The 16,003-nt window shown below is 71.8% G+C and carries 5 protein-coding genes; 3 read left to right on the top strand and 2 right to left on the bottom strand.

The annotated features are described in order from the left end of the window. Positions 1 to 26: 26 nt before the first annotated feature. Both AKH00_RS09210 and AKH00_RS09205 read right to left on the bottom strand, forming a co-directional pair. Positions 27 to 6,662, bottom strand: coding sequence for a DUF7507 domain-containing protein (locus AKH00_RS09210; RefSeq protein ID WP_152926147.1), 6,636 nt, complete (start codon positions 6,660 to 6,662; stop codon positions 27 to 29). Between the two features lie 190 nt (positions 6,663 to 6,852). Then, positions 6,853 to 12,393: a DUF7507 domain-containing protein gene (locus AKH00_RS09205; RefSeq protein ID WP_161804386.1), complete on the bottom strand. Its 5,541-nt coding sequence runs from the start codon at positions 12,391 to 12,393 to the stop codon at positions 6,853 to 6,855. A 193-nt stretch (positions 12,394 to 12,586) separates the two neighbouring features. On the opposite strand from AKH00_RS09205, the gene AKH00_RS09200 reads away from it, so the two are divergent. The 3 genes from AKH00_RS09200 to AKH00_RS09190 all read left to right on the top strand — a co-directional run bounded on the left by AKH00_RS09200 (position 12,587) and on the right by AKH00_RS09190 (position 15,971). Then, the gene (locus AKH00_RS09200) at positions 12,587 to 13,873 is read left to right on the top strand and encodes a M18 family aminopeptidase (RefSeq protein WP_050722419.1); all 1,287 of its coding nucleotides are present in this window, start codon (positions 12,587 to 12,589) and stop codon (positions 13,871 to 13,873) included. A gap of 92 nt (positions 13,874 to 13,965) precedes the next feature. Continuing rightward, complete coding sequence (locus tag AKH00_RS09195) at positions 13,966 to 15,426, top strand: purine-cytosine permease family protein (protein ID WP_050722418.1); 1,461 nt, start codon at positions 13,966 to 13,968, stop codon at positions 15,424 to 15,426. Continuing rightward, positions 15,423 to 15,971 (top strand): cysteine hydrolase family protein, encoded by a 549-nt coding sequence (locus AKH00_RS09190; protein ID WP_050722417.1) that lies wholly within the window; start codon positions 15,423 to 15,425, stop codon positions 15,969 to 15,971. The genes AKH00_RS09195 and AKH00_RS09190 overlap by 4 nt, the downstream gene beginning before the upstream one ends. Positions 15,972 to 16,003 lie beyond the last annotated feature (32 nt).

The following is a 16,003-nucleotide window of genomic DNA, read 5'->3' as shown; positions in this document are numbered from 1 at the left end:
GACGCAACGGGGACGGGCCGCGGAACTCACACGTTCCCCGGGCTCCGCCTGCGCCGCACCCGCTGACCATGCCGACGGCGCTGCCGGGCGAGCGCGAGCATCAGGCCGCCGAGCACGAGCAGCACGACGGCGGCGACCGCCGCGATCGACGTGGCCCCGCCGGTGGCCGCCAGGGACGACACGTCGACGGAGGCGGTCGCGCCGGACGTCACGACCACGGCGCCCGCAGCGGCGCTCACAGTCGCGACGTTGACGACCTCGCCGGACGCGACGTCGACCCCGGTAAGGCGGTAGCGGACCGGTCCGCATCCGGTGGTCTCCCCCGGCGCCAGGTCGGGGATCCGGCAGTCCAGTCGACCGCCGAGCTGCGGATCCTCGATCACGATGTCCGTGAGCGACCGCGCTCCGGTGTTGGTCACGGAGAACCGGAACGCCACCGAGTCGCCGGGGCTCACCTTCCGGTCGCCGTCGTCGTCGGCGTACTCGCCGCCGGACTTGACGAGGGCGATCGCGGGCTGGTTCTCGACGGGTGTGCGCACGGTCGCCTGGGCGGACACGGTCTCGCCGTTCGTCCTCGCCGCGGTCGTTGTCGCGGTGTTCACGATCTCGCCGGCATCGATCTCCGACTGAGTGAGCACGGCCGCGATGCCGTGGCAGATCGTGGAGCGGCCGGGCTCGAGGTCGACGGCGTCGCACCGGATGTCGCCGTCGAGGCGCGGATCCGCGACGACCACGTCGCGCAGACCGGTCGTCCCGAGGTTCGTCACGGTGAAGGTGTAGGCGATGGTGTCGCCGGCATCCACTCGTCCGCTGCCGTTCGCATCGACCGTGGCCGCCGCCGACTTGAGCAGGCCGATGCGGGACGCACCGGTGACCTCGACGTCGACCGTGGCGGAGTCCTCGACGGCATCCGCCCCGGACCGCGCGCCGACCGTGGCGGTGTTGCGGAGGATGCCGGCGTCGACGTCCTGCTGAACGAGGAGGTGCTCCACGGGCCCGCACTCGACCTCGGCTCCCGGCGAGAGCGCGAGGCCGACCAGCGCAGGGCACGCGACGGCGCCGCCGAGCAGCGGATCGTCCAGCGCGACGTCGCGCAGCGTGGTGCTGCCGACATTGCGGATCAGGAACGAGTACGCCACGCTGTCTCCTGCGCCGATCGCGCCGTCCGCGTCGACGTCGGCCACGGCTCCCGCGGACTTGCGCAGCTCGATTCCCGTCGAACCGTCGATCGTGACCTCGATCTCCGCCGCATCCTCGACGATCACGGCGCCCGGGGCTGTCGCCCGCACCACGGCCTCGTTGTGCACCCGTCCGCCGTCCACGTCCTCCTGGGAGAGGGTGTGGACGACCGGAGCGCACGAGACGACCGCCCCGGGAGCCAGATCCGCGCCGTCGAGTCCCGCGCACGCGACGGCGCCTCCCAGCATCGGGTCCGTGATCTCCGCGGCACGCAGGGTCCGCGTCCCCGTGTGGGAGACGACGAATGCATAGGAGACCGCGTCACCCGCGCCGATCGCCCCGTCGCCGTCGACGTCATCGACGGAGACGGCGGACTTGGTGAGCGCGATGCCGTCCGTACCCGGCACGGGCGAATCGGCCTCCGCACCATCGCCGACGTCGCCCGCCACCGACCGGGCGAGGACGGATGCCGTGTTGTGCACGGTGCCGGCATCCGCGTCCGCCTGGGAGAGCGCGTACGGCACGGGACCGCACGTGACCTCCGCCCCGGGGACCACCGCACGCTCCTCCAGCGCCTCGCAGGGCACGGCACCGCCGAGCAGCGGGTCGTCCAGCACGACCCCGCGCAGCGCGGTCGTGCCGGTGTTGCGCACCAGGAAGGTGTAGTCGATCGTGTCGCCGGCGCCCGCACGACCGTCGGCGTTCGTGTCGACCACGGGCCCGGCTGTCTTCACGAGCTCGACGCCGCTGGTGCCCCGGGCCTCCACACGTGCGGACGTGGTGTCCTCGGTCACACCGCGCGCACTGTCCGCGCTCGCACTCGCGACATTGAACGCGGAGCCGCTCTCGATGTCCCGCTGGGTGAGGGTGAGATCGACCGCGCCGCAGGTCGCCGACTCTCCGGGCGCGAGCGTGAGACCCTCCAGCGCCGGGCAGTCCACCACGCCGTCGAGGCGGGCGTCTTCGATCACGATGTCGCGCAGCACCGTAGTCCCCGCGTTCCGGACGGTGAAGGTGTAGGCGACCGTGTCGCCCGCCCCGATCCGGCCGTCGCCGGTGGCGTCGACGGGCGTCCCCGGCGTCTTCGTGAGGCGGATCACGCTCTCCCCCTGCACGACCACGTCGACGGCCGCGTCGTCCGCGACCGCGCCGAGAGGGCTCGTGCCCTGAACCGACGCCGTGTTGCGGATGATGCCTGCCTCGACCTCAGCCTGCGTGAGGGTGTGCCGGAACGGACCGCACTCCGCGACGGCATCCGGCGCGAGCACCCCGAGGTCGCACAGCGGCGCGGTGCCGAGCAGCGGATCCGAGACCGACACCCCGGTCGCGCTCGTGGTGCCCGTGTTCCGCACCGCGAACGTGTACTCGACCGCGTCGCCCGCGCCGATCATGCCGTCGTCGTCGACGTCGATGACGTCGCCGGCCGTCTTGCTCAGCTCGATCGCGGCGGTGCGGTCGAGGTCGGCGGATGCCGCGGCCGAGTCCCTCACCGTCCCTATCGGCGCGTCGGCGACCACGGACGCGTCGTTGCGCACGACCCCGGAATCGATGTCGTCCTGCGTCAGCGTGTACGACACCGCCGGGCACCTCACGGATCCGCCCGGATCGATCGCGATGCCGACCAGCTCCGGGCACACGACACCGCCCCCGAGCATCGGGTCGGTGATCCGCACGGCGCGCAGCGTCGTCGTCCCGGCGTTCGTCACCGTGAACGTGTACGAGATCGTGTCCCCCGCATCCACCCGTCCGTCCCCGTCGACGTCGACCACGGTGCTCGAGGACTTGGCGAGGTCGATCGCGTTGACCGCGGGCACCGTGACGGCCGCCGCGGCCTCATCCGTCGCGCTCCCCCGCGCCGACTGCGCGAGAACCGTCGCGTCGTTGCGGAGCGTGCCCCGGTCGACGTCCTCCTGGCTCAGCGTGTACAGCACGGGCGCGCACGTCACCTCGCTTCCCGGGGGGAGCGGCGCGGCGAACGCGGCGCAGCCGACCTCCCCGCCCAGAAGGGGATCCTCGATCGTCGCGGCCGTCAGCGTCACCGGACCGGTGTTGCGGATCGTGAAGGTGTAGGCCACCGCATCGCCCGCGCCGATGCGCCCGTCGCCTGTGGAGTCGGTCGGGGCGTCGGCGCGTTTCACGAGCTCGACCTGTGGCGTGCCCGTCACGGGCACCACGACCGTCGAGGAGTTGTCGGCCGGATCGGGGTCGGCTGTGGTCGAGGCCACCGTCGCGGTGTTGGAGAGCGTGTCAGCCGCGGTCGCCGGGTCGAGCGTGCTTCTCACCGCCACGACGAACCTCGCCCCGGCGGCCAGCGTCGGCCGCGTGCAGGTCAGCTGCGATCCGGAGACCGTGCAGCCGGGACTTGTCGTCGCGGGCGACAGCAGATCGGCAGGGAGCACGTCGGCGACCGTGACGGCGGCGGCCTCGCTGGGCCCGTCGTTCGCCACCGTGAGCGTGTACGACACCTGTCGATTCAGCGCCGCGGGTGTCTCGGCGACGGTCTTCACGATCGACACGTCGGCGGACGGGGTGACGTCGACGGCCGCCGTGGCGCGGTCGTCCGACGGATCGGGGTCGGGCGTGGTCGTACTCGCCACGACGGTGTTGACGTGCCGCCCCTCGGCCGTGGTCCCGGCCGTGACCGCGAGCGTCGCGGACGCTCCGGGCAGCAGAGTGCCGACCGTCCAGCGGGCGTCCTTGGCCGACCACGAACCTGCGGACGGCGTCGCGGCGGTGATCGCGAGCCCTGGCGGGACGGCCTCGTCGACCGTCACGCCCGCCGCAGCCGAGGGACCGTCGTTGCGGACCGTGATCAGGAAGGACGCCGTGCCGCCACGCGGCAGCGTCGGAGTCGTCGTGGTCTTCACGACCGAGACGTCGGCGCTCGGCACGAGCCGCACCTCCGCCGTGGACTCGTTGTCGGCGGTGCGCGGGTCGGGGGTGGCCGAGAGGACGGATGCCGTATTCGCCACGACTCCGGACGCCGTGGCGCTCCACCGTCCCTCGACCCGGACGGTCGCCTCGGCCCCGGGCGCGAGGTCCCCCAGGTCGCACACGAGGGTCCCCGCGGAGACGGCGCATCCGGGGCGGCCGACGGCGGCGGACTCGAAGCCGGCCGGGAGGGTATCCCTCAGCGACGCTCCGCGCGCGACCGACGGGCCGGCGTTCGTGACGAGGAGCGTGTAGGCGAATCCGCTCCCGGGCTCGCCCGTCGCCGGGGCGGTCTTCTCGACGCGCAGGTCTGCACTGTGCACGACCTCGACGTCGACTGCGTCCGCGTTGTCCGAGGTGTCGGCGTCGTCGGCCGGCGCCGCGACGGATGCCGTGTTCGTGACGATCCCCGCGGGTGCGTCCGCGGACACCCGGGCGCGCACGGTCACGTTCGCCGGGCCGCCGACCGGGAAGGTCGCCCACGTGCAGCGCACGGCGACACCGGTGACCGTGCAGGCCGCCCCGGCGGGCGCCTCCACCCCGGCGACGGTGAACCCGGCGGGGAGGGTGTCGTCCAGCACCACGTTCGCCGCATCGGAGGCTCCGCGGTTGCGCACCGCGAGGGTGAAGTCGATCGGATCCCCCGCCGACACCCTCTCCGCGGAGGCGGTCTTGGTGAGCGAGAGGTCGGCGACGACACCGGGCTGGAAGCTCACCGAATCCACGTTGTTCGCGGGCTGGGCGTCGGACGTGCTCGTGGTGACGGATGCGGTGTTCTGCACCACCGCGGTCGCCGCCGCGGGTATCCGCACGACGACGGTCACGTCGACCGACGCACCGGGGGCCAGGGTGCCGATCGCGCACGTGAGGATCGAGGTCTGCACGGCGCAGTCGCCCTGGGGCGTCGCGGCGCTGACGAACGTCGTCGCGGGGTCGAGGGGATCGGTCAGCACGACGTCGCGGGCCTCGGCCGGCCCGGCGTTGCGCAGTGCGAGAGTGTACGTCAGGTCCTGTCCGGCGATCGGGGCCGCCGGCGCGAAGGTCTTCGCGATCGACACGTCCGCGACGGTCGAGATGGTCGCGGTCGCGGTCGCCGTGTTGTTCGCGAGCATCGGGTCGGTGCGCGCGCCCATGACGGTCGCCGTGTTCGTGAGCGCGGCTCCGGGGTCCGCGTCGGCGCGCACGGTGCCGTTCACCCGGATCTGCACGGCCTCCCCGACGCCCATCTCGGGCACGGTGCAGCTCACGGCAGCGGCCACCGTGCAGGTCGCTCCCGCGGACGTGGCCGTCACGTCCGTCATCCCCGCGAGGATCGGGTCGGTCACGGTGACCCCCGTGGCGGCGTGCGGGCCGTTGTTCGAGACTGCGAGGGTGAACGACACGGCGCGTCCGGCGACGACCGTGGCGGTGTCGAGCGTCTTGATGATCGCGAGGTCGGCCGCTCGGTTCACAGGTGTGCTGGTCTGCTGACTGATGGAGGTGCGGCTCTGCGTCGTCACGTCGTCGCGGAAGACGACCCGCGCCTCGTTGAGGAGCGTGCGGCCGGCCGCCTCCACGGTCACCCGGGCGTCGAACGTGTAGCTCGTGCTCGCTCCCACGCCGACGGATCCGCCCGTCGTGGCCGTGGCTCCGTCGCCGAGCCGCACCTGCACCGTGCGGGTGGCCGCGAGGTGCTCTCCGCGATCGTCCGCGGCCGCATCGCTCACCGTACCCTTGCCCGGTCCGCTGGCGATCGACAGCGAGCCGGAGACGAACTCGAGCCCCGCGGGGAGCACGTCCGTCGACACCGCCTGTCGCGCGGGGTTGCCGCCGTCGTTGCGCGTCGTCACGGTGTAGCGGAGGATGTCGCCGACCTCGGCGGTCGTGCCGCTGCGCGACAGGTTGGTCACGGCCTTGGTCGTGACGAGGCACGGGAACGAGCCGAAGGTGATGTCGTCGAGGAAGTTGCCCGCCGAGGCGTTGCCGCCCGCAGAGCTCACGGCCTCGAAGGCGAAACGCGTCACGGTCTGGCCGGCCGGAACCGTGTAGGTGCCCGTGTGCGTACCCCAGGCGGTGTTGCCGTCGGACAGGTTCGCTCCGCTCTGCACGAGCGTTCCCCCGGGGGCGCCGATCATGACCCGCATGACGTCCGTGCCGATGCGCCCGCGATGGCGGAGCGACCAGTAGAAGGTCTGCCCCGGGGTCGTCGCGACGTCTTCGAACAGCCGGCTCGGGGTGTTGGCGTTGAGTTCGACGAACTGCCGCCCCTGGGCCGCCGGCACGCCCAGGAAGCCGCTGCTCCAGATCTCGATCACCTTCTGGGCGTCGGTCGTGGACCACCCGGGCACCTGGCTGTCGGGGGTCAGCTTGTTCGTGGCATTCCCGATCGCCGGGGTCTCGAAGCCGCCGTTGCTCAGGGAGACCGCGCCGACACACTGCGCCGGGTCCTGCGCTGCGGATGCCGAGGGGGCGGCGATGCGGTCGTTCGCCACGACCAGCCCGCAGACGAGCAGCAGAGCACAGGCGATCACCGCGAGTGTCCGCCGGATGCTCGACCGCGCGCCTGCAGACACCGCTGCCCCCTGATTCTCCCCGTGGAGTCCCGCGATCCCCGGATCACGAACCTCTGGAGATGGACCTTATCCGAGAATCAGCGGACACTCCCGGCCTGCGCGCGGCTCTATATCGGCATACCGGTTGGGGGCTCGACAAGGGGCGGGATGCCGTCGCATCCCGCCCCTCCGTCGTATTCCGTCTCGTCGCTCACGCGTCCTGGGTCCGGCGGCGCATCCGGGCGACGAGCAGCACGAGCGCGCCGACGACGAGCAGCGCGAGTGCCCATCCGAGACCGGTGATCACGCCGCCCGTGGTCGCGAGCGCGGAGAGGTCCACGGTGGCCGTGGCCGCCGCCGTCACGACGATCGCTCCCGCTGCGCCCCGCACGGTCGCGACGTTCACGACCTGCCCGTTCGCGATGTCGGCGGCCGTCAGCGTGTAGGCGATCGGTCCGCAGGCCGCGGTCGCTCCGGGAGCGAGGGCGGGGATGGCGCACTCCACGGCACCACCGAGCTTCGGATCGTCGATCGCGACGTCCGTCAGCGTGCGGGCCCCCGTGTTGGTCACGACGAAGCGGAACGCGATCGTGTCGCCGGCATCCGTCTTGCCGTTGCCGTTCGCGTCGGCGTACTCGCCGCCGGTCTTGGCCAGCGCGATCGCCGGCTGCGCCTCGAGCGGCGTCACGACCGTGTCCTCCGTCGTCGGCGGCTGGTCGCCCGTACCGGTGCCCGTCGCGGTGGCGGTGTTGACGATCTCGCCCGCGTCGATCTCGGCCTGCGTCAGCACCGCCACGGGGCCGGTGCACACGGTCGAGGCTCCGGGAGCGATCTCGGTCTCGTCGCACACCACGGCGCCGTCGAGACGGGGGTCGGACACCGTGACGCCCGTCAGCGTCGTGGTCCCCGTGTTCGTCACGGTGAAGGTGTACGCGATCGTGTCGCCCGCGTCGGTCCGGCCGTTGCCGTTCGCGTCGACGACCGCCGCCGCCGACTTCAGCAGCGTGAGGGCGTCCGTGCCGACCACCGTCACGTCGGCCGAGTCCTCGTCGTCGGCGGGACCGGCGACCGACTGACCGCTCACGGTCGCGGTGTTGCGCACCTCTCCGGCGTCGACGTCGGCCTGCGTGAGGACGTAGTCGACCGGTCCGCACACGACGTCCGTCTGCGGTGCGAGCGCGAGCCCGTCGAGCGCCGGGCAGTCGATGGCACCGCCGAGGAGCGGGTCGTCGAGCAGGATGCCGGTGAGCAACGTGGTGCCGGTGTTGCGGATCGTGAACGAGTACCCGACGGTGTCACCCGCGCCGATCATGCCGTCACCGGTCGCGTCGACCGGCTGGGTCGGCGTCTTGGTGAGTGCGATCGCCGCGGTCCCCGCGAACAGGACCTCGGCGGACGAGGTGTCGCCCACGGGCCCCAGAGGGCTCGTGCCGGCGGCGGTCGCGGTGTTGGGCCGACGTCCGTCCTCGATGTCCTGCTGCGTCAGCGTGTACGTGTACGGACCGCAGTCGGCGGACGCCCCGACGGCGAGCGACGCGACCGTGCAGAGGGTCCCGGTGCCGAGCAGCGGGTCGGTCACCGCCACGTCGGTCAGTGTCGTGTTGCCGGTGTTGCGCACGGTGAAGGAGTACTCGACGGTGTCGCCCGCCCCGACCGCGCCATCCGCGACGGTGTCACGCACCTGACCGACCGTCTTGACGAGATCGATTCCCGCCGTGCGGTCGATGTCGGCGGATGCGGATGCCGTGTCGTCGACGGTGCCGTCCGGCGCGTCGGCCGTGACGGTCGCCGTGTTGCGCACGACGCCCTGGTCGATGTCGTCCTGGGTGAGCGTGTAGTCGACCGGAGCGCACGTGATCGACTGCCCCGGTGCGAGGGACACGCCGTCGAGAGCAGCGCAGGTCACGCCGCCGCCCAGCATCGGGTCGGTGATCTCCGCGTTCTGCAGCGTCGTGGTGCCGGTGTTGGTGACCGTGAACGTGTAGGCGATCGTGTCGCCCGAGGTCACCTGACCCGCGCCGTCGACGTCGACCACGGTGCTCGGCGTCTTGGTCAGCACGATGCTGTTGACCGACGGCACGGTCACATCGGCGGAGGCGTCGTCGGACACCAGGCCGAACGCGGACTCGGCACTCACGTCGGCATCGTTGTGCACTGTTCCGGCATCGATGTCCGCCTGGGTGAGCGTGTACGACACCGGACCGCACGTCACGGCGGCGCCGGGCGCGAGCGGGTCGGCCAGCGCCGCGCAGGCGATCGCGCCGCCGAGCACGGAATCGAAGAGGCTGGCATCCGTGAGCGTCACATCGCCCGTGTTGCGGACCGTGAACGTGTAGTCCACGGTGTCGCCGACGTCGATGCGGCCGGTGCCGTTCGCGTCGACGGGCGCGGCGACGGCCTTGACGAGCTCGATGCCGGGAACGCCGGCGATCGGCACCTCGACGGTCGAGGTGTTGTCGTCGGGGTAGGGGTCGGGGGTGTCGGAGGTCACGGTCGCCGTGTTCGCGATCGTGGTGTCCGCCGAGGCGGGATCGACGGTGCCGGTGACGGTGGCCGTGAACGTCGCGCCCACCGCGAGCGTCGGGATCGCGCAGTCGAGCGCGCCGGCGGCGATCGAGCATCCCGCGGTCGGCGTCGACGCGTTCAGCAACGCGGCGGGGAGCGCATCCGAGATCACGACGGCGGATGCCGGGCTCGGCCCGGCGTTCGTCACGACGATCGTGTACGTGAGCGGTCCGTTCGAGGGCGCCGGGTTCGCCGAGGCCGTCTTCACGATCGACAGGTCGGCCGAGGGGGTGACCTCGACGGTCGACGTGCCGGTGTTGTCGGAGGGGTCGGGATCGGGCGTGGGCGACGTCGCGGTCGCCGTGTTGGTGTGCGTGCCGACCGCGGTCGCGGTGGCGGTCACCGTGAGGGTCGCGGACTCGCCGGGCAGGAGCGTGCCGACCGTCCAGCGGTGGTCCGTGGGAGCCCAGGTGCCGACGGACGGCGTGGCCGAGGTCACCGCGAGGCCTGCGGGCGCGAGCTCCGCGACGACGACTCCTGCGGCAGCCGAGGGGCCGTCGTTGCGCACCGTGATGACGAAGTCGGCGGTCCCGCCGAGCGGCACGCTGGGCGTGGAGGTCGTCTTCACGACGTTCACGTCCGCGCTCGGCGTGAGCGCGACGTCCGCGGACGAGGTGTTGTTCGCGGTGTTCGGATCCGGCGTCGCGGACGAGGTCGTCGCGGTGTTGCGGATCGTGCCCACGGCGGTGGCGCTCCAGACCCCGTCGACCGTCACGGTCGTGGAGGCGCCCGGAGCGAGATCGCCGAGCGCGCAGGTCACGGTACCGGCGACGATCTCGCAGCCGGCGGTGCCGACGGCGGCGGCCGTGAAGTCGGCGGGCAGGGTGTCCGAGAGCGTGGCGCCGCGGGCGACGGACGGGCCGTTGTTCGTGACGGCGAGCGTGTAGGTGAACGCACCGCCGGGGACTCCGGTCGCCGGAGCGGTCTTGGCGATCGCGAGATCGGCGCTCTGCACGACCTCGACCTCGGCCGAGTCGGAGTTGTTCGTCGGGTCCTGATCGTCGGCGGGCGAGGCGATCGACGCGGTGTTGATCACGGTGCCGGTGGGGGCGTCGGCCGCGACGACCGTGTTCACGACCACGGGCGTCGGTCCGCCGACCGGGAGCACGTCCCAGACGCAGCTCACCGAAGTCGTGGTGGAGGAGCACACCGCACCGGCCGGAGCCTGCACCCCGGTCACCGTGAAGCCCGCGGGCACCGTGTCGGAGAGCACCGCGTTCACGGCATCCGAGGAGCCCAGGTTCCGCACCGCGAGGGTGAAGTCGACCGTGCCGCCAGCGGCGACCTGCGCGACCGAGGCGGTCTTCTCGACCGCGAGGTCGGCGATGATCTCGGGCTGGAAGCTCGTGGAGTCGACGTTGTTGCTCGGGTCCGGGTCGGGGGTGCTGCTCGTGACGGCGACGGAGTTCTGCACGACCGCGCTCGCACCCGCCGCGATCTGCACGACCACGGTGGTGACCACGGTCTGCCCGGGCGCCAGCGTGCCGATCGCGCAGTCGAGGATGCCGTTCGCGACCGCGCACGTGCCCTGCTGCGTCGCCGCGCTGACGAACGTCGTCTCGGGGTCGAGCGGATCGTTGAGGCGCACGTCGCGCGCTTCGGAGGGGCCCGCGTTCTGCGTCGTGAGCGTGTAGGTCACGTTCTGACCGGCCACGGGCGTCGCGGGGTCGAAGGTCTTGGTCACCGAGAGGTCGGCGACCGCGGTGAGCGTCCCTGACGCGGTGGCGGTGTTGTTCGCGAGGTTCGCGTCGAAGCGGGAGCCGGACACCGTCGCGGTGTTCGTGAGCGCCGCGCCAGGGGTGAACGACGGCGAGATGTCTCCCGTGACCGTGATCGTGGCGCTCGCGCCGACCGCGAGGTCCGGCAGCGCGCACGTGATCGTCCCGGTCACGGTGCAGGTGCCCGAGCTCGGGACCGCCTGGACGTTCGCGAACCCCGCGGGCACGGCATCCGTCACGGTGACCCCCGTACCGGTCTGCGGGCCGTTGTTCGTCACCCCGATCGTGAAGGTCGCGGGGCGTCCCGCCACGAGAGGTGTGGTGTCGAGCGTCTTCGTGACGGCGAGGTCGGCCGCGGGGTTGACGGGCGTCAGCGTCTCCTGCGTGACCGAGGTCCGATCGAGGTTCGTGACCGGCTCGCGGAAGGCGACGCGCGCCTCGTTCACGATGGTCGTGGCCGCGGCATCCGTCCGGACCTTCGCGTCGAACGTGTAGGAGGTGACGGTGCCGGCGCTGATGGAGCCGCCGGTGGTCGCCGTGCCGCCCTCTCCGAGACGGACGCGAACGGTGCGGCTGCCGGCCGCGTACTCGCCGCGGTCGTCGCCCGTCGCATCCGTCAGCGCTCCGGCGCCCGCCCCGCTGACGAGGCGGATCGAGCCGGGCACGAAGTCGATGCCGGCCGGGAGCACGTCGGTCGAGACCGACTGGAGGGCGGGGTTGCCGCCGTCGTTGCGCGTGGTCACGGTGTAGCGCAGCGTGTCGCCGATCTCGGCCGTCGTTCCGCCGCGCGTGAGGTTGGCGACCGTCTTGGTCGAGATGAGACAGGGGCCGGTGCCGAAGGAGATGTCATCGAGCAGGTTGCCGACCGACTGGTTGCCGGTCGCCGTGCTCACGGCCTGGAAGCCGAAGCGGGTCGTCGTCTGCCCGGCGGGCACCGTGTACGAGCCGGTGTGCGTGCCCCACGCGGCGGTGCCGTCGGCGAGGGATCCGCTGACGTTGGTGAGCGTGCCCCCCGGGACGCCGATCATGACACGCATGGTGTCGGTGCCTTCGCGGCCGCGGTGCTTGAGCGACCAGTACAGCGTCTGGCCGGGGGTGGTCGCCACGTCCTGGTAGAGCATGCTCGCCTGCGTGGCGTTGAGCTCGGCGAACTGCGATCCCTGAGCTGCGGCGTAGCCTCGCGGGTTGCCGGGAGAGCGCCAGATCTCGATCTGCTTGTCGGTCGCGGTCGTCGACCATCCCGGAACGACGTCCGCGTTGACGATCGACACTCCCGTGGTGAACGCCGGCTGCTCGAAGCTGCCGTTGGCGAGCGCGAGGGATCCGGCGCACTGCGTCGGATCCTGCGCGGCAGACGCCGGCAACGGCGCGACGGTCTCGGTGACGACGGTGAGTCCCGCCGCGATCATCAGCACCGACAGCGCCCCTGCGAGGGCGCGCCGAATAGACGAGTGAGCGTGTGCAGACACAGCTTTCCCCTGTTTCTCCCCCGGAGCCTCCCCGCGCCGTTCGAAACGACGCGACTCCCTGAAATGGGACCCTAACCGAGCCTCAGACTTAAGTCCATATCGGCATATCGGCATACAGGCGCTCAGGACGCGCTCGTCCGCACCCCTCGCCCGCGCCGATTACGATCGAAACACGCCATCAGGAAGGTCGACCATGCCCGTCACCCCGGACGCCATCGCCCACGCCGAGGACCTCGCCGACTTCGTCGCCGCCTCCCCCTCCAGCTACCACGCCGCGGCCGAGACAGCCCGCAGGCTCGAGGACGCCGGATTCGAGCGCCTCCACGAGGAGCAGGCGTGGGAGATCGCCCCCGGGGGTCGCTATGTCGTCGTCCGCGACGGCGCGACGATCGCGTGGACCGTGCCCGCCGACGCGACCGCCACCACCCCGACGAACGTGTTCGGCGCGCACACCGACTCCCCCGGCTTCAAGCTCAAGCCGCAGCCCACCATCGGTTCCCGCGGATGGCTGCAGGCCGCGGTGGAGATCTACGGCGGCCCGCTGCTGAACTCCTGGCTCGACCGCGAGCTGCGTCTCGCGGGTCGTCTGGCTCTCGCCGACGGCCGCGTCGTGCTCGCCGACACCGGCGCCCTCCTGCGCCTCCCCCAGCTCGCGGTGCACCTCGACCGTGGCGTCAACAACAACGGCCTCGCCCTCGACAAACAGGCCGAGACGCAGCCCGTGTGGGGACTGGGCGACGCGAGCGAGGCCGACGTCCTCGCCGAGCTCGCCGGGTCTGCGGGCGTCCCCGCCGACGACATCCGCGGCTACGACGTCGTGATCGCCGACGCCGCGCGCGGCGCCGTGTTCGGCAAGGACGACGCGTTCTTCGCCTCCGGCCGCCTCGACGACCTCGCCTCCGTGCACGCCGGGGTGGTCGCGCTCGAAAAGGCGGGGGCCGCCCACTCCGGTCCGATCGCCGTGCTCGCCGCCTTCGACCACGAGGAGCTCGGCTCGAACTCGCGCTCCGGCGCCGCCGGGCCCTTCCTCGAGGACGTGCTCGGCCGCGTGTACGACGCCCTGGGCGCGGACGCCTCCCAGCGCCGCCAGGCCTTCGCCTCGTCGTGGTGCCTGTCGAGCGACGTCGGCCACTCCGTGCACCCGAACTACGCGCAGAAGCACGACCCCGTCGTGCAGCCCGTGCTGGGCTCCGGCCCGATCCTCAAGCTCAACGCCAACCAGCGGTACGCGACGGATGCCGTCGGCTCCGCCGCCTGGCGCGGCTGGTGCGACACAGCCGACGTCGTGACCCAGGAGTTCGTGTCGAACAACAACGTGCCCTGCGGGTCGACGATCGGCCCCATCACGGCCACGCGCCTCGGCATCCGCACCGTCGACGTCGGCATCCCGATCCTGTCGATGCACTCGGCGCGAGAGCTCGCCGGCGTCTCCGACCTGCACGACCTCACGCGCGTGGCGGGAGCCTTCTTCGCCGGCTGACAGACCCGTCTATTTCTGCGGAACGCACCCTTGGGACCCTCCATTTGTGCCGTTCGGCAGAAACAGACGGGCTGGGGTGCCATCATGAGCAGATGACGCAGATCCAGCCGGTGGAGACCCGCGGCGCCCTCATCGAGCGCGCGGGCATCGAGATCATCCCCGAGTCCGAGCGCACCGCCCGGCCCCGCGACCTGTTCTGGCCGTGGTTCGCGGCGAACGTGTCGGTGTTCGGCATGTCGTACGGGTCGTTCGTGCTCGGCTTCAGCATCTCGTTCTGGCAGGCGACGATCGTGTCGGTCATCGGCATCGTCGTGTCGTTCCTGCTCTGCGGGCTCATCGCGATCGCCGGAAAGCGCGGTTCGGCGCCGACCGTGGTGCTGTCGCGCGCGGCGTTCGGCGTGCACGGGCAGAAGGTCCCGGGAATCGTGTCGTGGCTCACCTCGATCGGCTGGGAGACGTTCCTGGCGATCTTGGCCGTCCTCGCCACCGCGACCGTGATCACCCAGCTCGGCGGCGACGGCGACAGCATCGCGCTGAAGATCATCGCGACCGTGATCGTCGCGGCTCTCATCGTCACCGCCTCCGTGCTCGGCTATCACACGATCATGAAGCTGCAGTCGGTGCTCACCTGGCTCACCGGCGCCGTCACGGTCCTCTACGTGATCCTCGCCGCGCCCAGCATCGACCTCGCCGCCGTCATGGCGCGTCCCGACGGCGGCCTCGGCCAGGTCATCGGTGCGCTCGTCATGGTCATGACCGGCTTCGGGCTCGGGTGGATCAACATCGCCGCTGACTGGTCGCGGTATCAGAAGCGCACGGCCTCCGACGGCGCGATCGTCGCGTGGAACACGATCGGCGGATCGATCGCCCCGGTCCTCCTCGTGGTCTTCGGGCTCCTGCTCGCGGGCTCGAACGACGACCTGTTCGCCGCCGTGCAGGCCGACCCGATCGGCGCCCTCGCGACGCTCCTGCCCGTGTGGGTGCTCGTGCCGTTCCTGCTCACCGCCGTGCTCGCCCTCGTGTCGGGCGCGGTGCTCGGCATCTACTCCTCCGGGCTCACGCTGATCAGTCTCGGCATCCGCATCCCCCGCCCCTCGGCGGCGGCGATCGACGGCGTGATCCTCACGCTCGGCACGATCTTCGTCGTCTTCTTCGCAGGCGACTTCCTCGGGCCGTTCCAGAGCTTCCTCATCACGCTCGGCGTCCCGCTCGCCTCCTGGGCCGGCATCCTCATCGCCGACATCCTGCGCCGCCGGAAGGACTACGACGAGGAGGCGCTGTTCGACAGCCGCGGCCGCTACGGGGCGTGGGACTGGACGTCGATCGGCACCATGGTGGTCACGAGCGTGATCGGCTGGGGCCTCGTGGTCAACAACTTCGCGGCGGATGCTCCGTGGAACAACTGGCAGGGATACCTGCTGTTCCTGATCGGCGGGCGCGAGGGTGACTGGGCCTACGCGAATCTCGGCGTCTTCTTCGCGCTCGTGCTGTCGTTCGTTTTCACCTGGTTCGCGCGAGCCGGGAGGATCCGCCGGCAGGAAGCCGCCGCGTGAGCGATCCCTGGCTGGTCGTGATCGACCCGCAGAACATCTTCGCCTCACGCGATTCGGCCTGGGGGTCGCCGTTCTTCGGCGACGCGATCGTGCGCATCCGCGAGCTCGCGGCGGTGTTCGGCGACCGTGTGCTCGTCACCCGATGGATGCCGACTGCCGACCGCTCCACGGCCTGGGGCGACTACTTCGCGGAGTGGCCGTTCGCCGACCGGCCCGCCGACGACGCGCTGTTCGACCTCGTTCCCGAGGCGCAGGACCTGTCGCCGCATCCGACCCTCGACCTGCCGACGTTCGGCAAGTGGGGCTCCGAGATCGAGGCGATCGTGGGGCGCGGCGCACACGTCGTGCTGGCCGGCGTCTCCACCGACTGCTGCGTGCTCTCGACCGCCCTCGCCGCCGCGGATGCCGGGGCGCACGTCACCATCGCCGCCGACGCCTGCGCGGGGTCGACGGCCGAGAACCATGCCGCCGCCCTGCACGTCATGGGCCTGTATCCGCCGCAGCTGATGGTGGGCGACACGGCGTCGGTGACGGCTGGGCTCTGAGCGGGGCGTCCGTCGTCCCGATCTGCTGACCC

Source organism: Microbacterium sp. GCS4 (assembly GCF_001262495.1).
Taxonomy (GTDB): Bacteria; Actinomycetota; Actinomycetes; order Actinomycetales; family Microbacteriaceae; genus Microbacterium.
Note: the sequence above shows the minus strand (reverse complement) of the source record. Positions and strands in the feature narration are given on the sequence as shown.